Raw genomic sequence first — 20,464 nt, 5'->3', positions numbered from 1 at the left:
GCTTCGTCGGTAAGGTATGTGTAGTGACCGCCGCCGGAGGCGGCATCGGGGCGGCGGTCGCTGCAGGGCTTGAAGACGAGGGTGCCCAGGTATGGCGCCTCGACAGACGTCCGTGCACCGACCGCGGCTTCATCTCATGCGACGTGTCGTCCGACGCCGAGGTTGCCTCGGCACGCGAGATCATCATTGCCGAGACGCCAACCATCCATCACTTGTACAACGGGGTCGGGATGCTGCCGCCTCGGCTTGGACTGCGGCTGGAGGAGGAGGATGTCAAGGAGTGGCAGACGGTCTTCGACACGAACCTGCACAGCATGGTGCGGGTGCTGGGAGCATTCGCCACCTCTCTCAGTGAGGACGGCTCCTCGAGCGTGGTGAACATGTCCTCGGATCAATCGTTGGTCCCCCGTGGCGACGCGCTTGCCTACGCCGCATCGAAGGCCGCAGTCAACGCGTTCACCATCGGACTCGCACGGCAATGGATCCCCCGGCGGATCCGGGTCAATGCCATCGCGCCGGGCGCGGTCCGGTCAGGCTTCATCGACGCGGTCGCCAAGACCGCTGAACGACGCGAGTCCATGTTCGCGCACGCCGAAGCGACGTTGCCACTCGGGCTCGGACAACCCGAGGCCGCCGCCGAGCTCGTCCGCTTCCTGCTCTCTGCGGACGCCCGTAACATCACAGGTGAGCTCTTTCGAGCCGACAGCGGACAGGCGCTGATGGGAATCCGACTATGAACTCCGACCCGTCCGAGGCGACGCCGACGGATCGACGCGGGCACCGCCAGCTGCTCCTGCGGGGCGGCTTGGTCGCCGACGGCGTAGGGACGCGGACTCGCCGAGCGGACATTCTCATCGACGGTCCCCTCATTCGATGGATCGGTCTCGGCGACCCCGGTGTCGGCGATCATGACACTTTGACGCTGAACCCAGGCACCGTGCTGTGCCCCGGGTTCATCGATGCCCATATCCACGCCGAAACCTGCCTCTTGACGGACGGCCGAGTCGATGCGGCTTTGTCACAGGGTGTCACGACACTCGTTGTCGGTCAGGACGGGATGTCCTGGATCGGCGCCGAGCGCCGAACCATCGACTACCTTAACCGGTACTTCGCCGCAGTGAACGGCCCTATTCCTTCCGATCACGCGATGTCGGTAGCGGAGTTTGCCCGGCATGTCAGCGATCGGCTGAGCCAGAACGTCGCCGTTCTCGCTTCCCACGGCACCATCCGTTACAACGTCGGCGGCGTGGATCCCGGTCGACTCAGCCGACGCCAACAAGCTGCGGCACGTAGCCAGGTCGAGAACTGCCTAGCCGACGGCGCTGTAGGCATGTCGAGCGGCTTCGACTATCTACCGAGTGCCTACGGCGACGTGGACGAGATGACGGATTTGGCACATCCCCTTTCTGAAGCCGGTCGCCCCTACGTCTCGCACATGCGAGGCAACGGCCCTGGTGCGCGGGCCGGACTGACTGAACTGATCCGGGTAGGCCGGAACGCAGCCGTCCGGGTACACGCCAGCCACCTCTGGGGCAGCCCGGACGACATCGTAGCCGCGTACCAGGCAGCCGACGAGGGCGGCGTGTACCTCAGCCACGACATGTACCCCTACCGCCGGTCCAGCACCGCCCTTGCGGCGTTGTTGCTGCCAAAGCCGTTCCAGGCCGGAGGACCAGACGCCACCGTCGCACGGCTTCGAGAGCCGGCCCTTCGCGCAGAGCTTAGATCAGCACCCACCATGCGGACCGAGGTCCTCGACAGCGTGGTTCTCGGCTACGTGCCACCCGCATATGCCGACGATGTTGGCCTGTCCATCACTGCGGCTGCAGCGCGGTGCCGACGAGCCCCGCAGGACTGGGTCATGGATCTCATAGTCGACGCAAACATGGTTGTCGGAGGTCATCGAGAACGTCCGGCCCTGACCGACGAACACTTGCGTTGGATCGTCGATCACGAGCGCTACGCGGCCGGCTCGGACGGGATCTTCCTCGGTCAGCTTCCCCACCCACGCGGGAGCGGCACCTTCCCCAGACTAGCCCGTCACTACCTGAGCCAGGGCCCCGAACGTGGCTATCAGCTCCTCGCACGGCACGCTGCCGCGAACCCTGCCGCTACGTACGGACTGGGCCGACGCGGTCGACTCGTTCCGGGCTTGGCCGCGGACATCGTCGTCATCGGACCGGGCGGCCTTCATGAACGGGCAACCTACGGGCACCCCGACAGACCGGCCGACGGTGTCGACCTCGTGCTTGTTAACGGCACGGTCGTCTGGAGATCAGGAAAGGTCTTGGAGGGCAGGCACCCAGGCTCCGTCATCAGCAATTGACTAGGCTGCGCCTCCAGTATGAGGCCGCCTCACGACGTGCCGCCGGTCAACCGACCTATACTCCATCCATGCGTGGTGCCGAAGCAGAAGACGCGTACGAAGGCCCCAAGATGCCGGTTCGGCTCTTCAACAGCCTGCATCGGAGGCTGGACGACCTTGACCCGATGCACGACAACGCCGTCCGTATGTATACTTGCGGTCCGACTGTCTACAACTACGCGCATATCGGCAACTTGCGGGCGTACCTGTTCGCGGACGCGCTGAGGCGGACGCTGCAATGGAGCGGATTCGACGTAACCCAGATCATCAACATCACCGACGTCGGACATCTGACCAGTGATGCCGACGAGGGCGACGACAAAGTCGAACTGGCAGCCCGGTCTGCCAACCGCTCAGCCTTCGAGATTACCCAAAGATATACGCAGGTTTTCTTTGATGACCTCGAAAGCCTGAACGTCCGCCCGGCCGCGATGTTTCCGCGCGCGACCCAGCATATCCAAGAGATGATCGACTTCATCAAGGCACTCGAGCTTCGAGGATACACCTACCACCTCAAGGACGGCTTGTACTTCGACACGAGCAAGGTCAGTAACTACGGACAGCTCGGCGCACTCGACCTCGAGGCCCAGCTCGCCGGTGCTCGAGTCGCAGCCGATCCGGAAAAGCGACAGCCTTGGGACTTCAGCCTCTGGCGCCTGTCGCCCCCAGGCGGTTCACGGTTGATGGAATGGGACAGCCCTTGGGGAAGAGGGTTTCCCGGTTGGCACATCGAGTGCTCTGTGATGAGCCTGAAGTATCTCGCTGGACCATTCGATATACACACCGGTGGTATCGACCATCGCCAGGTACACCACCCAAACGAAATGGCTCAGAACCAGGCGTACCTGTCCGACTCTCAACCAGGGTCGAACATTTGGATGCACTCAGAATTTTTGATCATGAAAGACAAGAAGATGTCGAAGAGCTCCGGCAACTTTTGGCGGCTCTCCTCACTTGTCGACTGTGGAGTCCATCCGCTCGTCTATCGGCACTTCCTGCTCCAAGCCCACTACCGGTCGCAGGTCGAGTTCTCGATGGAAGCCGTCGTCGCTGCTCGGGTGACACTCGAACGTACAGTGCGGCGCACGGTGAATCTTATCCGGGAAGCCGGCGACGAGGGAACATACCTGAGGGAACTTGCCCGGGAGGCCGACTTCACCACCGGCGGATCCTTTAGCTATTTGCGCAGTGTCTACGAGGAAGGTCTCGGTGTCGCCGCCACGGCGGCTCTCCGAGAGTTTGGCGAGGCTATCAGTGATGATTTGGGAACGCCCAAGGCCTTGGCTGTGTTGGCAGCCGTGCTGGCCGACCCCGAGATCCCAGCCCTGCAGGCGTTGAAGGTTGTCGGCTCCTTCGACCTCGTGCTCGGGCTGAAACTGCTCACCCTCGACCCGCACGACCTCGTCATAAGGCCTGCCAACGCGCCTTTCGATAACGCTGAGGTAGAAGCCTTGGTGGCCGCCCGGCAGCAGGCGCGTATGGCGAAGGAGTGGCAGCGTGCCGATGAGATCCGCAACCAACTGGCTGAGGCCGGCGTGTTGGTGCAGGACGGCACGAACACCCTACCCACCACCTGGTCTTGGCAGATTCGCGAATAGGCCGGCGCGTCAGACCTGGCCTGCCTCAAGATCACTATCTTAATGGCTTGCGGTTCGCTGACCTGTGGATTCGTCGCGCCACGGCCGCAAGTGTGCACTAATGGACCCCTTCCGGCCATTGGTTGTCGCGCATGCACTGGTGCCAGAAGGTGCCGGCAGAGCAACGGCGATGCGGATAGATGAACATCGTCCGTAGGTTCGAGGTTGCGCACTAAATGAGTCAACGCGAGTCAAACGGTCAAACGCGCGGGCCGAGCCCGCAGCCCTCCCTGCTTGATCGAGTCGACTCTAACGCGATCGCTCTAGTCCGAGAACGGCCATGAAATCGCGGATCACACGAGGTGTGCGAGAGTCGCTACCGCCGTAGGTCAAGGTTTGATCAACGAGCTCGTCCGCGACGGCGACCGCTTCGCCAAGTTCTACGTTGTTGTCGAGCCTGGAGTAGAATTCCGCCTCGACACGCCTCGGATCTGGTCCGTACTGCGATTCTGCGGCGCGGGTCCACTTCGCGAGCCGTTCCGCCGCCTCATCGGCGTAGTGATCCTGCCACTCCCCACCACCTCGCGGTGTGTAGTGGCTGAGCGTCGCGAGACGGACTGTCATGCTGTTGTACCTAGCGAGCAGGTCCCGAGCTAGCACGATGTTTCCGCGCGACTTCGACATCTTCTCGCCTTTGTAGTCGAGCAGGGCGGAATGGAACCAGATACCGACGTCGGTGCTGTGCTGCATGCTTCGGTCCTGAGCGGCTTCGCACTCGTGGTGCGGGAAAATAAGGTCCGCCCCGCCGCCGTGAATGTCGACTCGCATTCCACAGTGTTCCCGCGACATAACGGAACAGCCGATGTGCCACCCGGGACGTCCCCGGCCGAACGGCGCGTCATATTGCGGCTCGCCGGGACGGGAGGGTTGCCACAGAATGAAGTCAAGAGGGTCTTCCTTTCCAGCTCGATCCGGGTCGCCACCCCGTTCTCGTGAGGTTTCGACCATCCGGGCGCGGTCGAAGTGGGAAACCTCACCAAATCGTGAGTCGGGGGAAATTCGGAAGTAGATCGTGCCCTCAATCTCGTAGGTGCGGCCGGCTGCGGACATTTCCTCGATGGCCGATACCATATGGTCGATGTGCTGCGAAGCTCTCGGCTCGACGTCACTCGTAAGATTTAGCCGCCGGATGTCCGCGTTCCACTGCGAGACTTCCTGCTCAACAAGATCCCAGTAAGGAATGTTGAGCCGTGCAGCGCGGGGCAACAGCGGATCGTCGACATCGGTGATATTGCGAACGACACGCACCCGTGCGCCGAGGCTGCGCAGCCGCCGAGCGATGACGTCGTACGTTGCGGCCATAGCGAGGTGACCTGTGTGAGCAGAATCATAGGGAGTTACGCCACAGACGTAGAGCGACATGTGATCCGAGATCGCGACTTCGATGTCACGCCCTTGCTTCGTACAGTACAGTCTCAACGTGGTTTGTCCTTCTCGCGCGTGTTGGGGCAGGAGTCGGGTTTGACGGTCGAGAGCGCCTCGAACGCCATACCAGAGACCATAGCCGCTGTGGCCATCTGCCATGGGCCGCCCTGCATCCGCTCCTGGCGACGCGACGGCGCGAGGCAGTTCCGGCAGCTCCCGCAAGGTCACGAGGCGCGAGGGACTTCGGCCTGACCGAGACCGCGCCGCGCGAGTGGGTCAAGTAGTACGGCAGCCGCCATTAGGGCTGTGACCAGGTAGGACGCGTCGGCTGGGGTGGTGCAACATGGACGCAGCCGCCTTGTTGATCATGTGTTTGTGAGAACTACAAGATCGAAGGCGGCTGCTGCTGCCAGGGTAGCGGCTGACCGGGCGGTGCGCGCACGGGGCAAGCTGTTGGAGCAGGTGCGGTCGTGTTTCGTCCAGACGCGGACGTGGCGGCACGCCGGCCGGTACGTGTCGGCGCTGGTCAGCAGGATGCCGAAACGCAACGGCTGGACCATCGCCGAGCACGTCGGGGACGCCACGCCGGACCGGACCCAGCGGTTGTTGAACCGGGCGGTGTGGGATACCGAGGGCGTGGCGAGCCGGGTGCGGCGGTACGCGGCCGCCGGGTTGAACGCGGCGGCGGCCGTCCGGCGGCGGCGTGGGCTGGCGGTCGGGGCGTTGGACGAGACCGGACAGCCGAAGCACGGCACCTAATGCCGAACTCGGCATTACGTGCCTTATGTCGAGCTGACGGTTATGTCGTGTCGCCTCTGATCAGTGCTGGTCAGAGTGCTGTGTCCTCGGTCGTGGTGCGGCATTACGCAACGGTTGTCCGTCGGGGTTGCGGGTTTCTCGTGTCTGGTCGATGTGGTCCATCGACAGACAGGAGAAGATCATGGACGCGAAGGATGTGGGACGGCATCGCCGTCGAATCGTGGTGCAGGGACCGCTCGCGCCGTTCGCCGACGGGTTGCGCGAGGACTTGGCGAGGCAGGGGTTCTCGCCGGACACCATCGTTGATCATGTGCACCGGTTGGCGGGTCTGAGCTGCTGGCTGGTCGAGTGTGGTCTCGTTGCGGGCGAGTTGACCAGCGGGGTCGTGCGGGAGTTTCAGCAGCAGTGCCGGTCTGCTGGTGTCCGGACTCGGGTGGGTGACCGGGCGTTGGCGCCGGTGCTGGGGTATCTGCGCAGGCTGGGAGTGGTCCCGCCGCCAGCGGCGGTGATGGCCGCGGTCACGCCGCTGGATGTGTTGTTGAGCGAGTACCGCCGGTACCTGGAAGACGAGCGTGGGTTGGCCGCGGGCACGGTGAGGCACTACCTGCGATGCGCTCGGACGTTCTTGACCGGGCTGCCTGGGTCGTTGGAGGAGACGCTGCCGGGCCTGTCGGCCGGGCAGGTCATCGACTTCGTGCGGGATTGGAGCACACGGAGGCGTAGTACGGCGTTGGACATGGTGACGTTGCCCGCGTTGCGGTCGCTGCTGCGGTTCCTGCACCTGGCCGGGCGTGTTCCGCTCGGGTTGTCCGGTGCGGTTCCGGCCGGTCGGGGCAGGCCTCGGAACCTGGTCCGGCCACGGGCGGCCGCCCGTGCACAGGTCCGGACTGTGCTGGCCGGCTGCGATCGAGGCAGCGCGGTCGGCCGTCGGGACTACGCGGTCCTGCTGACGTTGGCCCGGCTGGAGTTGGCCGACATCGACTGGCGGGCGGGCGAGTTGATCGTTCGAGGCAAGGGCGGCCGGGTCGATGTGCTGCCGTTGCCGGCTGATGTCGGCGCGGCGATCGCCGATTACCTGCTGCACGCCAGGCCGGCCACCGCCGCGCGGAACGTGTTCATCACGGTGAAGGCGCCGTTCACCGGGTTGGCGACCTCGTCGGTGACCGTGCTGGTCGGTGCTGCGTGCGCCCGGGCCGGGGTGCCCCGGTTCGGGCCGCACGGGATGCGGCACGCGGCAGCCTGCGATCTGCTCGCGGCCGGCGCGTCGATGGAGGAGATCGGGCAGTTGCTGCGGCACGCCCAGCAGCGGACCACCGCGATCTATGCACGGTTGGACCAGGCCCGGCTGGCCGAGTTGGCCAGGCCCTGTCCGCAAGGAGCGCCACGATGAGCATCCGCGCCCGGGCAGAGCAGTACCTGGCGATGCGTCGCACCCTGGGATTCACGTTGCGCGGCGATGGCCGGTCGCTACTGGAGTTCGCCGACCGGCTCGACCGGACCGGCCAGCCGACCGTCACCGTCGCGGCGGCGGTGGCATGGGCGAGCGAGCCCGACGACATCACCGCCGCGCGCAAGCGGCAGCGCCTGGCGATAGTGCGCGGCTTCGCCCGATACCTGGCCGCGTTCGACCCGGACTGCCAGGTCCCACCGCCTGGGCTGCTGCCCGGCCGGGCGCATCAACCGACTCCTTACCACTACTCGGGCGAGGAGGTCGCGGCGTTGGTGCACGCTGCGGGCACAATCGCCGCGCCGCTGCCGGCGGCCACGATGCAGGCCCTGATAAGCCTGCTGGCAGCCAGCGGCGTGCGCGTCGGTGAAGCCCTCGCCCTCAACCGTGACGACATCGACCCGCACGCGGCGGCGGTGACGGTGACCGGCAAGAACGATCAGACCCGTCTGGTCCCACTGCACCCCACCACGGCGCGGATGCTCGCCGCCTACGCCGTCCGCCGCGACCGGCTATGCCTCACCCCGGTCTCGCCCGGGTTCTTCCTCACCGGCACCGGACGGCGCGTCCAGTATCGCGGCGTGCACCAGATCTTCACCAGGCTCCTGGCCGCCGCTGACATCCACACCCGGCCCGGGCGCCGTCGTCCCCGCATCCACGATCTGAGGCACACGTTCGCGGTCGACGTCCTGATCGACTGGTACTCCGCCGACCTCGACGTGTCGGCCCGGCTTCCGGTGCTCTCGGCGTTCCTCGGCCACAACAGCCCGGAAGCCACCTACTGGTATCTGCAAGCCACCCCGCAACTGCTGGCTCTGGCCGCGCGACGCCTCGACGCGGCAGCCCCGCCGAACCACGGCGAGGTGACCAGGCCGTGACCGCGCTCGCACCGCTGCTACAGGCGTTCTTCACCGACCGGCTGATGACCCAGTACGACGCCAGCCCGCACACCATCACCTCCTACCGCGACACCCTGCGGCTGCTACTCACACACGTCCACCAGCAGACCGGGAAACTCCCCGCCCGACTCGACCTGACCGACCTGGACGCCGTCACCATCGGCGAATTCCTGCACCACCTCGAAACGACACGCGGCAACACCGTCGCCACCCGTAACACCCGGCTGGCCGCGATCCACTCCCTGTTCCGCTACGCCAGCCTGCGTGCACCTGAACACGCCGACCTGATCGCCCGGGTCCTGGCCATCCAGACCAAACGGACCACCACGACGATCGTCAGCTTCCTCAACCCCGCCGAACTCGACGCACTGCTGACCGCCCCCGACACCACCACCTGGCACGGCTGCCGAGATCATGCCCTACTCACGTTGACCGCCCAGACCGGACTACGCGTCGCAGAGCTGACCGCGCTCACCTTCCGTGACCTCCAACTCGGTGCCGGCGCGCATGTCCGCTGCCGGGGAAAGGGCCGCAAGGACCGCTGCACCCCGCTGACCGCCCACACCGTCAGCATCCTGACAAGCTGGCTCACCACACGCCGGCACGCCGACACCGACCCCCTGTTCACGACCCGTCGCGGCACCCGGCTGTCCCACGACGCTGTCTCCTGCCTCGTCGCCAAGCACGCAGCCGCCGCAGCACGCATCTGCCCGTCGCTACAGACCAAGCACATCACCCCGCACACCCTGCGACACACCGCAGCGATGAACCTGCTCCACGCCGGCGTCGACATCACCGTCATCGCGCTCTGGCTCGGCCACGAAACCCCGGCCACGACCCGCATCTACCTGCACGCCGACATGGCACTCAAAGAACAAGCCATCGCCCGGACCACCCCGCCGAACACCGACCCCACCCGCTACCAGGCCAGCGACGATCTACTCGCCTTCCTCGAACAGCTCTGACCCCGATCCTCCAACGGTTATGCCGCGGTCGAAACCAGACAACCACCGAACGACACGGCATCCGCACCGACCACGGCATAACCGTCGGCTCGACATAAGGCACGGCGACGGCCGGGGTGAAACGGCAGTACATGGGCTGCGCCGGTCGGGTCGCCAACGGCATCAACACCGTGCACCTGGCCTACGTGCGGGAACGGACCGGCCACGCCCTGATCGCCGCCCGGCAGTGGATCCCCGCCGAGCAGATCACCGACCCGGCCACCGCCGGACGGACGGGGCTGCCGGCGGACACGGAGTTCCGCACGAAGGGCCAACTCGCGATCGACCTGTGCACCCAGGCGTACGCCGACGAGCTGACCTTCGACGTGATCTGCGGTGACGAGGTGTACGGCAACTGCACCGAACTGAGGGAGTTCCTCGAAGCCCGCGGGCAGGCGTACGTGCTGCGGGTCGCCTCGACATTCATGGTCCGGACGCCGTCCGGTGACCGGCTGACCTGCGCGCAAGCCGTTGACCTGCTGGTCGGTGGGGCCGGTCGGGGCTGGCAGGTCCGCTCGGCCGGCGCGGGGTCGAAGGGACACCGCTGGTACGCGTGGGCGTGGATCGCCACCGCCTCACCCCGACACCATCTCCTCGTACGCCGTCACCTGGCCACCGGTGAACTGGCGTTCCACTACTGCTTCGTGCCCGAGGGGCAGCCGGCGGTCGTGTCGCGGCTGGTCCGCGCCGCCGGCCTGCGGTGGCCGGTCGAGGAATGCTTCGAGTTCGGCAAGGACCACTTCGGCCTGGACCAGTGCCAGGCACGCCTGCACGACGCGATCGCCCGGCACACCGTGCTGGTCATGGCCGCCCTCGCGGTCTGCGCGGTCACCGCCGCACAGCTACGCCACCGCACCGACAGCCAGGCACCCCCACCGACCACACCCGACCAGCCACCACCGGCCGAACCCGGACTGATCCCACTGACCGTGCCCGAGATCGGACGACTCCTCGCCAACGCACTCCACCACCCACAACCACCCGACCACGCCCTCAACTGGCTCACCTGGCGACGACGCCACCAGGCCCGCGCCCGCTGGCACCACAAACGCACCCGCCTCAACCACGAATACGCCCTGGTCAACTAGCAAATGGCGGCTGCCGTAGTAGGCCGACCTCGACGCCGGCACCCGTACCGCCGGGTTGACCGGCGACGAACGGGGGCGAGTTGGCGCGGCTGTGGCGGGAGAACCGCCGGCTGCACGAGGAACTCGACATCCTCAAACGGTGAGGGTGCCGAGAATCCCGCCTGTACTGGTCAGGCGGCGTTTCTCGAGATTCGTGGAGGAGGCCGCTGAGTCGGTCGTGTCGGTGGATGCGCAGGCGGTTCAGCGATCGGCTCGGGCAGCGGGCGCAGTGGCCGGGCGTTCGCGAGGCCGTGATGAGGTCAGTACCTGGGTCGTGGTGGCGTTCGTACTCGCGCAGGGCGTGCAGCAGGTGGCGTGTCGCACCTCATTCGGTATGAGCGTGAACCGGCTGCTCGGCTACTCGTGCGAGCGGCTGGAGTCGGCAGGGCCGCTGGTTTGGCCCGCGGCGATGCTTGCGGCGTGGCGGTGAGGCAGCCGTTCGAATGAACCCGGAGGGGGAGACTGCTGCTGTCGTGCCTACTGCCACACGCCCGTGCGGCACGACGAGCAGCCCTACGCCCGGCCGACCGTTCGTTCACGCGCTACCGGCAGCCGCAGGTCAGGGCCGGTCGCGACGGTTACGGGGTTCGTATGCCGTAACCTCCGGTCCACCCGAGACGGCTACCCAAACGGAGGGATCATGAGCTACGAAGCCCAGCTCATGACCGATTGCGGTGTGGTCAATCATCAGGGCTGCGCTGCCAGGACGTTGGGCAGATCGCCGAAGCGGGCTTTCGCATCGCGACTGAGGATGATTCGTCCGGTCTCGGCGGCGTGCGCGGCGACGATCAGGTCGTGCGCGCCGCGTGGTGTTCCGGCGTGTCGTACGTGCGCGATGAGTCTGGCGTGGTAAGCGGCCGTGGCGTCGGTGTAGTCGAGCACGTCGACTGCGGAGACGATCGCGGCCAAGGCTCGGGCGCGGTCTGCCGCGCGGGCGACGGTGTCGGCCATTTCGATGCCGACCCGGTACTCGGCGACGGTTATGGCGGCGATCGCCAGTTCGTCCTCGTCGAGGGAAGCGCGGTCGAGCGTGCCGCGCTCGTAGGCGATGACGACGTTGGTGTCGAGGATCAGGCGTCGGCCCACGGATCCGTCCGTTCGCTCGTCACGTAGCTGAGAGCGTCGGCGAGATCCGTCTCGAAGCGGTCGTCGGGCGCGGGCATGTCGGCGAGTGCTGCTCGTAGGTCCCTGCCGGTGCGGCGGTGCGCCGGACGGATCTCAGCGATCGGGCGGTTTCCCCGCGTGACGGTGACGCTCTCGCCGCGCTCGATGGAGTCGAGGAGATCGGAGAATCTCCGTGAGGCTTCTGTGGCCGAGATGGTTCGCATGGACCCAGTCTATCTGATAATCAGATCAGTTGCTGCGTACGCCCGCGCTGCCGGTGCCGGCACCGGACAAGATCGCGGGTGGCAGGCCCGGTCTTCGTCGGGGCCATCGGTTGCGGCCCGACGCGGGCGTGCGAGCCAAAGCCAGCGGCCGTGGATCACCGGCGATCGTGGTCGGCGCGGTTCGCACGGGGCACCTCCGACCTGCCACGGGAGCGGTGGCGTTAGCAGAATATCAATCGGTTTGCCCTTCATATACCGAATTCAACCAACCTTTCCGGCGGACACCCACCGCCACGACCGGTCGATGACGCAGGGACACCGGGCGGGATGACCTTTCCGGTACCGAGGTCAGGCAGATCACCTCCGCTGATCGACGGTTGGCCTTTGCACCTACTGGTATCGGCCGAGCGGTACGCCACTCGACTCGACCGGCCCTTTGCGGGAGAATCGGCGCCGATTCGCCACGCCGATAATGTCCACAACAGAGGCTGCGGCCGGTCGAGCCAGCCTGACAGATGGGAGTAAAGCAGTGCTCGAACTGCGAGATGTCGTCAAGCAGTGCGGTGAGCGGCTTGATCGCTTCCGAACGAGCCGGAGCCGGCTTGGCGAGCAGGACACCAAGGCGAGCCTGATCAGCCCGATCATCGAGGCGCTTGGTTGGGATCCGCGCGATCCTGATGAGGTCTCTCACGAGTACCGGCGCAACGGCACCGACAACCCGGTCGACTACGCTCTGTTGTTGCGGAAGACCCCGAAGTTTTTCATCGAGGCGAAGGGCCTCGGTCAGAACCTCGATGTTCCCAAGTGGGCCAACCAGACGATCGCCTATGCCACGGCAGCCGGAGTCGAGTGGGTCGCCCTCACCGACGGCAGGGAGTGGCGGATCTACAACGCACACGCCCCGGTGCCCATCGAGCAAAAGCTGTTCCGAGCCGTACGCATTGACGATACCGAGCCTGCAGTGGCGCTACTCAGCCTGTTCAGCAGGGACAACATGCGAGACAATCGGATCGATGAGCTATGGAAGGAGTTCTTCGTCGATCGCCAGGTCGATACTCAACTGAGCGCCATGTTCGGCAGTGCTGATCCGGCGGCCGAGCTTGTCGCTGCGCTGAGCCAACGCCTACCACGGTTCACCGACGACGAGATCCGGGCAAGCCTGATCAGGGCGAAAGCCACGTTCGACTTCCCTGGACTCAGTGGCCGGCAGGCCCCGCCATTGGGCACCGTAGAGGAGCCGGCTCCTCTCCCCTCACCTGCTCCATCCCCGAGAGCTGCCGGTACCAGCAGGCCCACGGTCACCAGTCGGGCGACCAGACCGACGGTGACCGAGCAAGAGCGCCGGGTCAAGGTGAGCGACATGATCGCCGCTGGGCGACTCCGACCGGGAAGCACTCTCCACGGAAACTATCTCGGCGTGACATATCGTAGCGAGTTGCTCCCGGACGGCCGGGTCCGTTACAGCGGGCAGGTCTGCTCCTCACTGTCGGCTGCTGGCCAAGCGGTCAAGGTGGCGGCCCTCGGGAGCGATGCTCCGGAGTCGAAGCTCTCAACGGACGGTCTCGAATTCTGGCGGGCCACCGATGCCGTGAGCGGCGACGTGGTCAGCGTCAAGGAGATCCGACGGCGAACCGCCCAGGACGCCACCCGCCACAGTGGCCCAGGTGGCGCATAACCCTGGGCCTGCGGAACGGGTGAAGCTGGTGGGTGAAGCGGGGCTACCGCTGGAGCGCGTCCGTTTCGGTGCCCGCCGGCTGCTCGTGCTGCGCCTGGCGGCGGCGCTTGAGGATCATGTCCCGCACGGTACGGCGCAGGTCCGGCGGGATCAGCCAGATCTGGGCGAACGTGAGGTAGTCCAGCGTGCCCGGCCGCCCGTGCCGGCGCGCCTCGCGCAGCAGCGTCGCGAAGACCTTGCCGCTGCGGGTCGGTGCCGCCATCGAGCTGATCACGCTCATCGTGAGCGCGGCGTACGCGCGGGGTGTCATCAGCGGGCGGCTGCGCCGCAGCCACTCGAACTGTGCCTGCCACGGCGAGTCCAGGCTGATCCGTGGCCGGTTCTCGTCCTGGTGCCAGATGACCAGCGGCTCGTCGGCGAAGGCGAGCGTGACATCGTCGTGGCTCAGCGCGCGCAGCGACCAGTCGAGCTCCTGCATCCGGGGCACCGTCGGATCGAACGGTACCCGGCGGAACAGCTCCGTCGGAGCCATGATCGTCGACGTCTGGATGAAACCGTCCCCGTGGAACAGCCCGCGCCGGACGGTGAAGTACTCACTCGGTGGCTCACCCGGCTCCGGTAGCCGACGAGGGATCACGAACTCGGCCCGTGGGGTCCGGTTGATCAACCGACTCGCGACGATCGGCAGCGGCGCGGACGCCTCGCGGGCCACGTCGAGCTGAGCGGCGAGCTTGTGGGGCAGCCATTCGTCGTCGTCGTCGAGCAGCGCCACCCAGGGCGCGCGGGCCTGCCGTACCCCGGCGTTGCGGGCCGCTGGCGCGCCGCCGCTGGCCGGCAGCTCGACCACCCGCAGCCGGGCGTCAGCGATCGCGTCGAGTGCGGACCGGGTCGCCGCGTCGGGCCCGTCGACCACGACGATCACCTCGATCTCCTCGACGCTCTGCGCGAGGGCGCTGTGAGCGGCGCGGGTCACGAGGTCCGGGCGGTTGCGGGTCGGGATGACCACACTGACGGCTGGGGTATCGGACATCACGCCTGACGATGGCGACCGTGAGCGACCATTGGGTGAAATCTGGGTGGTCATCATCCGTACGGGTCGGGAACACCCTCGGCGACCGGACGACGGACCGGCACCGACCCGACATTCGGTCCGGCACCCGACTTGTCGAGGCCCGAGGAGCGGACCGGGTCGGCGCCGCCCCCTGGCTAGACTCCGGCCGCAGCCTGTGGAGGGAGCGGTGTGACCAAGGTTCTGTTCATCGCGGCGTGGGGACGCAGCGGCACCACCATCTTGGACAACATTCTCAACTCGTACGAGTCGGTCTTCACCGTCGGTGAGCTCACCTACCTCTGGCTCCGCGGGCTGCAGCAGCGCCGGCCGTGCGGCTGCGGTGTCCCGGTCCCCGAATGCCCGCTCTGGCAGGAGATCCTCCGGACCGCGTACGGGGACGAACCGCCGTCGGCCGCCGACGTGTACGCGCTGCAGCGGCGCTCCCTGCGGGTCCGCCACACGCCCACTCTCCTACGCGCCCGGCCCGGCCCCGACGTCGAGCGCTACCGACAGCTGATGGCCTCGCTCTACCGGGCCGTCGCGGACGTCACCGGTGCCACGCTGATCGTCGACTCGTCCAAGTCGCCCGCCGACGCCGCGATGCTGTCCGGCGTCGCCGGGGTGCAGCCGTACCTGCTGCACGTGGTGCGCGACCCCCGAGCGGTGGCGTACTCCTGGTCCCGGACGACCTCCCACCACGATCCCTCGACCCCCGGCCTGACCCACCACCACGGCCCGGCCGAGAGCAGCCGGCTGTGGCTCGGCTGGAACCTGCTGATCGAGCGGACCGCCCGCGCCTATCCCGGCCGGCACCGACGGTTGCGGTACGAGGATTTCATGGTCGAGCCCCGGGACACCGTCGAAGGTCTGCTCCGCTTCGTCGGCCTGCCGGAGGAGGTCGTCTCGCCGCCGGCCGGCGGGCCGTTCGTCGACCGGAGCACCGTGCGGCTGCGGCCCAACCACACGGTCTCCGGCAACCCGAGCCGGTTCCGCACCGGCGAGGTGTCGCTGAAGTTGGACGATCGCTGGATCGACCAGCAGGCCCGGGGCCAGCGGCTGATCTCGACCACGGTGTCGATGCCGTTGCTGCCCCGCTACCGCTACCCGCTGTGGCCGGCTCTGCGCCGCACCGCCGACCCGGCCCACTGAGCCCGTACCCGCCGGCCCGCCATCCAGGCGACCACCACCGTCGCCTTGGCCAGCGACCGTACGCCCGCCACCTCGACGGTGGTCGGCACCAGCGCGGCAGGTGCCCGGCGACGCCGGGACGGCTGGGGCATGCCGTTCGCCAGGTCGGTCACCTCGAACCGGGTCAGGTCCACGACGCCGACCTCGTCGGCGGGCACGTCGCGGTGCCCGTACACCGAGGTGACCGCGTCGAACAGCGGCTCGCCGGCGGCGCGCACCCACCGCGCCCGGCCGAGCGCCGCGGTCCGCCACAGCCGTACGCCGGCTCCCCGCACCGGTTCCGCCCCGGACTCGTCGGAGTCGGCGCGAACCGCCCCGGGCTGGTCGATGTCGACGCGGACCACGCCGGCCTGGTGGCGGTCGGCGACGTCGATCAGCCGGCGCAGGGCGTCCGGTGCCAGGCCGTACGCGGCCGGCAGGTCCAGCAGGTACGGCGCGGGAAAGACACTGGCGGGCCGCTCGGTGGCCAGCCGGACCCGTGGTTCACCCCGGTAGGTCGCGGCGATCAGCCGCAGGTCGCGCAGCGGGTCGGTGAGCACCCGTACCCGCGCGTCGTCGAGCTGGTCCCACGGGCCGACCAGGGTGACCCGGACGTCGTGTTCGGTGCCGCGCAGCACCGAGTCGACGGCCGCCCGTACCCGCTCCAGCGGCTGGTCACCGACTGCCGTGACCACCTCGACGAGCGGGACCGACCAGGACGTCCCGCCCACCTTGCGCCAGCTGCGCGGGTACGGGATCCGGTCAGCGAAGAACGGGCGGTTCCAGCGGGCGATCTCCTTCCGGGCGCGCATCACGTGGGTCCGTCCCAGATGCCAGCTCCGGGCGGCCGGCTCCGGCACGAACACGGCACCCGCCTGGGCGAGCCGGTAGCCGAACTCGGTGTCCTCGCCCAGCCGCAGCTGCGCGTCGAACCCGCCGGCCCGCTGGTACAGCTCGCGACACAACGCGGCGGTCGCGCCAACATGGATCTTGAACGCGTGGTGGTCGGCGATGCGCAGCTGGTCGGTCTGGTTGACGTACCGCTCGACGTAGCTGTGCGGCTCACCGGGGTTGCCACCGAACAGGTCCGCCGCCGCGCCGCCGGCCAGCGTCTGGGCGACCGTCTCCGCCGCCGGCCACCGCCCGTCGCCGTCCGGATCGACGAAGCGCTTGTAGCCGAGGGTGACCGCGTACGGCAGCACGTGCTGCCAGCGGACCTGCGCCGCCACATGCTCAGGAAAGGCGATCATGTCGGCGTCCAGCCAGTGCAGGATCTCGCCGGTGCTGTGCGCGACGCCGCAGCGCAGGGCGGCGGCCCGCCCCCAACCGGCCTCGCCGTCGGCACCGATCCGGACGATCTTCGTCTGGGCCGGTCGGATCGACGGCAGGGTCAACGGCGGGTCCGAGCCGTCGTCGGCCACGACGACCTCGAGCAGATCCGCCGGGTACGTCTGCCGGCTCAACGACGCCAGGGTCAGATCCAGCGTGGGCTGGCAGTTGAAGGCCGGGATGACGACGCTCACCGTCATCGTGGGCCGCCAGCTGCCCAGGTCGGGTACGGCCACCGACGACCAGTCGTTGCGGACGACCCGTGGGACGACGCCCGCCGGCTGCCCGACTGCCCCGGACCCGGACCCGTCGAGCGTCCCGGATCCGTCCGGCGCGGTTGATCCGTCTGCCTGTGCCACGGGCAGAAGTTAGCAGGGGAAGGCGATCGCCGGACGACATGCACCGCGACGGGCCGGCCCGCCGGCCCGTCCGGCCGGGTGCCCGCTCCGGCGTCAGCTGAACTGCGTACGCGGCCGTTGCTGGGCGACGCCGTCGACGTACAGGTCGACCTTTTCGCTGTAGAAGCAGGCCAGACCGGCGATCTTCTGGCTTTCCGGCAACGGCGCACGGTAGATCCAGACCAGGTCGTCGTAGGTCCGCTCGCCGAGCCGCACCGACCAGTACTCCGCGGTCCCCTTGTACGGGCAGTGGCTGCGGGTCGGCGACGGCACCAGCAGGTCCCGCCGCAGGTCGGCCAGCGGCAGATAGTAGCGCGGCGGCAGCCCGGTCTCGTACAGGATCCGGGGCGAGCCGGACTCGGCCAACGTCACCCCGTCCAGCTCAACCCGTACCCGGCGGCTGCTGGCCAGGATGTCGACCCGGGTGTACGGGTCACGCGGGTGCGTGTAGACCGGCTCGTCCTCTTCCAGCCACTCGTCCATCGCCGCCCAGTCCAGCCGTACCGCGTCGCGCAGCTGCGCGAGCGGTGAGTCGGGGTATCGACGGGCGGCCCCGGCGGCGGTCCGGCCGTCCCCGGTGACCACGTCGAGGATCTCGGCGGTGCCCCGGCTCGGCGACCGCTCGGTGGCACCGGTCGCGACGAGTGACGCGCGGACGTCCGCCGCCGGCAGGTAGTACGTCGGGTAGTAGGGCTTCTCCCAGACCAGCAGCGGGGCGGTGGTGTCCGCCACCACCTCGCCGTGCAGGTACACCCGGACCCGTTTCTGACCTGGCTCCACCCGGACCGCGCCGCGCCGGCCCGGGGCCGGGCCGGCGTGGAACGTCTCGCTGCCGCTGTCGGGTCCGCTCGCCCCGGAATCGTCCATACCACCGGCAACGATCATCGGGGGCTGGATGTTTCCCGCCGGCGGAGTCCCGGGCTGGGGATCCCGTAGGTCGGGACTCCCGCAGGTCAGGGCTGAAGATCGTCGCAGAGGTTGTGCGCGCTGCCGACGGTGAACCGCAGGGTCCGGTACCCCGACTCGCTGACGTCCAACGTGTAAATCCCGTTGGGCACGTACATGCCGCTCGGGTAGTTGCTCCTGTCCTTGTGCATGCCCAGCAGGATCGGGCCCCAGACCCGCCAGGTGACGTTGTTGGAGTACGAACCGCCCGGCCGCATCTGCAGCACCGAGGTGCCGCTGATGTCCACCTCGACCGACTCCCCGGTCGAGGTGTTGGTGACCCGGTAGATCAGCGCTCCAGTGTAGATCTCACGCTTCGACGAACCGTCCGGGTACGTCGCCAGCACCATCTTGACCACCCGGTCCAGCACCGGCTCGCCGCTGATCGGGAAGTCACAGGTGACGCCAGCTTCCTGCTCGAAGGGAGCCGACGGCACCGGCACCCATTCGTCGTCGCCCGAGGGTGGACGACCGTTGTCGGGCGCCGCCGACGCGGGTACGGCGGCGAGGAGCACGGCGGTGGCCGTGGCCACCGCGAGGTAAGTGAATCGACGCATGTGCCGAGTCTCGACCGCGGCTCTCACCATCGGCTCACCACGATCCTGCCGAACGCCGGCCGCGAGGTCACGGCGCCGCCGGGTGCCCGCAGGTGGCCAGGCTGCAGAACCGTCGACGGCCGCTGCGGTCCAGGAACAGCCAGCCGCAGTCCGGGCCGGGGCAGGCGCACACGGTCGACCGGCGCGGGTCGGCGAGCAGTTCGCCGGCGCTGCGGGCGACGGCGTGCAGCGGCGCGCGCAGCCCGGCCCGGCGGGACGGGTGCCAGCCGCCCAGCCCGTCCGCTCCCCGTCGGAAGACCGCGTCCCGGGCGGCGGCCTCCACGTACCGGGCGACGGCGGCGAACGCACGCGAATCCGCCGGATCGGTGAGGCAGGTGTAGAGCCGCTCGCGCAGCTGGCGGGCCTCGTCCAGCACCGTCGCGGCGCCGACCGGGTCCTGCGCGGCGGCGGCGAGCAGGCCGGTCACGGCGCTGTCGTCGAGCAGATCCTGATGGCCGGCCCAGACGGCGAGCGACGAGTAGCCGCGCAGCCACTCCGCGCCCGGAATCCGTTCACCGCCCCAGCCGGCGTACGTGTTGCAGAACTCCAGCGCGGGATGGCCGCCCACGCTCCACGGCAGCCAGTGGTCGCGGACCCGCACCGCGTACACCGGGGCGGCCGGCCGGTCGAGACGCGGGTCGCCGACGAGGATCCGCTGACGCACGGTTTCCAGGTCCGGACCGGGCTCGACGCCCAGGTCACCGATGAGGGTCTTGCGGGCGTGGTCGTACAGCCGCAGCGCGTCGGCCTGCCGGGCGGACCGGTAGAGAGCGGTCATCACGCTTGCGACCAGCGCTTCCCGGCCCGGATGCTGCTCGGCCAGGCCGGTGAGGTCGCGGACCACCCGGTCGTGGTGGCCCATGTCGAGCAGCGAGCGCGCGCACGTCTCGGCGACGCTGAGCCGCAGCTCCCGCAACGGTTCGCCGAGCCGTTGACGCAGCGGCTCGTCCACCAGGTCGGCGAGGAGCGGGCCACGCCACAGGGCCAGGGCGGCACCGCCGAGGCGTACCCGCTCGGCCGGGTCGGTGGTGCCGGCGGCATCCCGGGCCAGGTCGGTGAAGCGGGTCGCGTCGACCTGCCCGGCCGCCGCCGCGTAGCCACGACCCTTCGTGGTGATCGGTACGCCGTACGGTGACAGGGCGGCCCGCAGCCGCCCGACGTACGTGTGCACGGCACCCCGGGCGTTAGCCGGCGGTGCACCCTCCCACAGCAGGTCGGTCAGCCGATCGGTGGCGACCGGACGGCCGGCTGCCAGCAGCAGGATGGCGAGCAGCAGGCGTTCCTGCCGGCGCCGGCCCACCGATACCGGCCGGCCGTCCCGTACCACTTCGAAGTTCCCGAGCAGTCTGAACTCCATACTGGAAGGACGCCC

General features: G+C 68.2%; 17 protein-coding genes and 1 pseudogene. 10 read left to right on the top strand and 8 right to left on the bottom strand.

The genetic code is table 11. The features are described 5' to 3' along the window. Positions 1-23 precede the first annotated feature (23 nt). The 3 genes from EDC02_RS37305 to cysS all read left to right on the top strand — a co-directional run bounded on the left by EDC02_RS37305 (position 24) and on the right by cysS (position 3,963). Entirely contained in the window at positions 24-737 is a 714-nt protein-coding gene (locus EDC02_RS37305; protein WP_158632437.1) for an SDR family NAD(P)-dependent oxidoreductase, read from the top strand. Beyond that, the gene (locus tag EDC02_RS37300) at positions 734-2,326 is read left to right on the top strand and encodes an amidohydrolase family protein (protein ID WP_123606777.1); all 1,593 of its coding nucleotides are present in this window, start codon (positions 734-736) and stop codon (positions 2,324-2,326) included. Before EDC02_RS37305 ends, EDC02_RS37300 begins: the two co-directional genes overlap by 4 nt. A gap of 68 nt (positions 2,327-2,394) precedes the next feature. After that, positions 2,395-3,963: a cysteine--tRNA ligase gene (gene cysS / locus EDC02_RS37295; protein WP_199758058.1), complete on the top strand. Its 1,569-nt coding sequence runs from the start codon at positions 2,395-2,397 to the stop codon at positions 3,961-3,963. 288 nt (positions 3,964-4,251) lie between these two features. Here the strand turns inward: cysS and EDC02_RS37290 are convergent, their stop codons facing one another. Further along, positions 4,252-5,364, bottom strand: a complete 1,113-nt coding sequence (locus tag EDC02_RS37290; protein WP_233606736.1) for a cysteine--1-D-myo-inosityl 2-amino-2-deoxy-alpha-D-glucopyranoside ligase — start codon at positions 5,362-5,364, stop codon at positions 4,252-4,254. A gap of 378 nt (positions 5,365-5,742) precedes the next feature. Here EDC02_RS37290 and EDC02_RS41145 point away from each other — a divergent pair, with 378 nt between their 5' ends. From EDC02_RS41145 to EDC02_RS37265, 5 genes and pseudogenes are all read left to right on the top strand, one after another. After that, positions 5,743-6,126 (top strand): hypothetical protein, encoded by a 384-nt coding sequence (locus EDC02_RS41145; RefSeq protein WP_199758057.1) that lies wholly within the window; start codon positions 5,743-5,745, stop codon positions 6,124-6,126. 181 nt (positions 6,127-6,307) lie between these two features. After that, positions 6,308-7,516: a tyrosine-type recombinase/integrase gene (locus tag EDC02_RS37280; protein ID WP_158632435.1), complete on the top strand. Its 1,209-nt coding sequence runs from the start codon at positions 6,308-6,310 to the stop codon at positions 7,514-7,516. Further along, positions 7,513-8,451 carry a tyrosine-type recombinase/integrase gene (locus EDC02_RS37275; RefSeq protein ID WP_123606774.1) on the top strand — a complete coding sequence of 313 codons (939 nt, stop codon included), beginning with the start codon at positions 7,513-7,515 and terminating at the stop codon, positions 8,449-8,451. The genes EDC02_RS37280 and EDC02_RS37275 overlap by 4 nt, the downstream gene beginning before the upstream one ends. Beyond that, positions 8,448-9,437, top strand: a complete 990-nt coding sequence (locus EDC02_RS37270; RefSeq protein WP_123606773.1) for a tyrosine-type recombinase/integrase — start codon at positions 8,448-8,450, stop codon at positions 9,435-9,437. The genes EDC02_RS37275 and EDC02_RS37270 overlap by 4 nt, the downstream gene beginning before the upstream one ends. A gap of 110 nt (positions 9,438-9,547) precedes the next feature. Then, positions 9,548-10,564: pseudogene (locus tag EDC02_RS37265) on the top strand (transposase); the annotation flags it as partial. 726 nt (positions 10,565-11,290) lie between these two features. On the opposite strand, the gene EDC02_RS37255 reads toward EDC02_RS37265, so the two are convergent. Both EDC02_RS37255 and EDC02_RS37250 read right to left on the bottom strand, forming a co-directional pair. Next, a complete protein-coding gene (locus EDC02_RS37255; RefSeq protein ID WP_123606772.1) occupies positions 11,291-11,689 on the bottom strand; it encodes a type II toxin-antitoxin system VapC family toxin in 399 nt (132 codons plus the stop codon). Beyond that, a complete protein-coding gene (locus tag EDC02_RS37250; RefSeq protein WP_123606771.1) occupies positions 11,674-11,931 on the bottom strand; it encodes a type II toxin-antitoxin system Phd/YefM family antitoxin in 258 nt (85 codons plus the stop codon). Before EDC02_RS37250 ends, EDC02_RS37255 begins: the two co-directional genes overlap by 16 nt. 529 nt (positions 11,932-12,460) lie before the next feature. Between EDC02_RS37250 and EDC02_RS37245 the strand changes: the two genes are divergently transcribed. Continuing rightward, positions 12,461-13,606, top strand: coding sequence for a restriction endonuclease (locus EDC02_RS37245; RefSeq protein ID WP_123606770.1), 1,146 nt, complete (start codon positions 12,461-12,463; stop codon positions 13,604-13,606). A gap of 43 nt (positions 13,607-13,649) precedes the next feature. Here EDC02_RS37245 and EDC02_RS37240 read toward each other — a convergent pair whose 3' ends face one another. Next, on the bottom strand, positions 13,650-14,636 hold the full coding sequence (locus EDC02_RS37240; protein ID WP_123606769.1) for a glycosyltransferase family 2 protein: 987 nt from the start codon (positions 14,634-14,636) through the stop codon (positions 13,650-13,652). Positions 14,637-14,846: 210 nt separating this feature from the next. Between EDC02_RS37240 and EDC02_RS37235 the strand changes: the two genes are divergently transcribed. After that, positions 14,847-15,806 carry a sulfotransferase gene (locus EDC02_RS37235; RefSeq protein WP_123606768.1) on the top strand — a complete coding sequence of 320 codons (960 nt, stop codon included), beginning with the start codon at positions 14,847-14,849 and terminating at the stop codon, positions 15,804-15,806. On the opposite strand, the gene EDC02_RS37230 is transcribed toward EDC02_RS37235, so the two are convergent. The 4 genes from EDC02_RS37230 to EDC02_RS37215 form a co-directional block, all read right to left on the bottom strand. Continuing rightward, positions 15,758-17,512, bottom strand: a complete 1,755-nt coding sequence (locus EDC02_RS37230; RefSeq protein ID WP_123606767.1) for a glycosyltransferase family 2 protein — start codon at positions 17,510-17,512, stop codon at positions 15,758-15,760. The genes EDC02_RS37235 and EDC02_RS37230 overlap by 49 nt on opposite strands. 93 nt (positions 17,513-17,605) lie before the next feature. Beyond that, the gene (locus EDC02_RS37225) at positions 17,606-18,436 is read right to left on the bottom strand and encodes a DUF427 domain-containing protein (RefSeq protein ID WP_199758056.1); all 831 of its coding nucleotides are present in this window, start codon (positions 18,434-18,436) and stop codon (positions 17,606-17,608) included. Between the two features lie 68 nt (positions 18,437-18,504). Next, positions 18,505-19,053 carry a hypothetical protein gene (locus tag EDC02_RS37220; protein WP_123606765.1) on the bottom strand — a complete coding sequence of 183 codons (549 nt, stop codon included), beginning with the start codon at positions 19,051-19,053 and terminating at the stop codon, positions 18,505-18,507. Positions 19,054-19,120: 67 nt separating this feature from the next. Continuing rightward, complete coding sequence (locus EDC02_RS37215; RefSeq protein WP_123606764.1) at positions 19,121-20,449, bottom strand: BTAD domain-containing putative transcriptional regulator; 1,329 nt, start codon at positions 20,447-20,449, stop codon at positions 19,121-19,123. Between the last annotated feature and the right edge of the window lie 15 nt (positions 20,450-20,464).

The organism is Micromonospora sp. Llam0 (assembly GCF_003751085.1).
GTDB lineage: Bacteria > Actinomycetota > Actinomycetes > Mycobacteriales > Micromonosporaceae > Micromonospora_E.
This window is presented reverse-complemented; position numbering and strand designations above follow the sequence as displayed.